The 273-nt window shown below is 49.8% G+C and carries 3 tRNA genes; all 3 read left to right on the top strand.

Annotated features, from left to right (window positions below):
- Position 1 precedes the first annotated feature (1 nt).
- The 3 genes from DVW83_RS14960 to DVW83_RS14950 all read left to right on the top strand — a co-directional run bounded on the left by DVW83_RS14960 (position 2) and on the right by DVW83_RS14950 (position 268).
- Positions 2-75, top strand: a tRNA-Met gene (locus tag DVW83_RS14960).
- Between the two features lie 44 nt (positions 76-119).
- Positions 120-196 (top strand) — tRNA-Asp (locus tag DVW83_RS14955).
- Between the two features lies 1 nt (position 197).
- Positions 198-268: transfer RNA gene (locus tag DVW83_RS14950), tRNA-Gly, on the top strand.
- Positions 269-273: the final 5 nt, after the last annotated feature.

Here is a 273-nt window from a genome sequence, read left to right as displayed (position 1 = left end):
TCGCGGGATGGAGCAGTCTGGTAGCTCGTCGGGCTCATAACCCGAAGGTCGTAGGTTCAAATCCTGCTCCCGCAATTGACTTTATTTTATAAAGTCACAATTAAAAAAACTAAAATCATGGTTTGGTAGTTCAGTTGGTTAGAATGCCTGCCTGTCACGCAGGAGGTCGCGGGTTCGAGTCCCGTCCAGACCGCCATGCGGGTGTAGTTTAGTGGTAAAACCACAGCCTTCCAAGCTGTTGTCGCGAGTTCGATTCTCGTCACCCGCTTTTAG

Source organism: Enterococcus sp. VV15 (genome assembly GCF_005236045.1).
In the GTDB taxonomy this organism is placed as follows: domain Bacteria; phylum Bacillota; class Bacilli; order Lactobacillales; family Enterococcaceae; genus Enterococcus_B; species Enterococcus_B durans.
The sequence above is the reverse complement of the archived record's forward strand: the minus strand, read 5'-3'. Positions and strand labels throughout refer to the sequence as shown.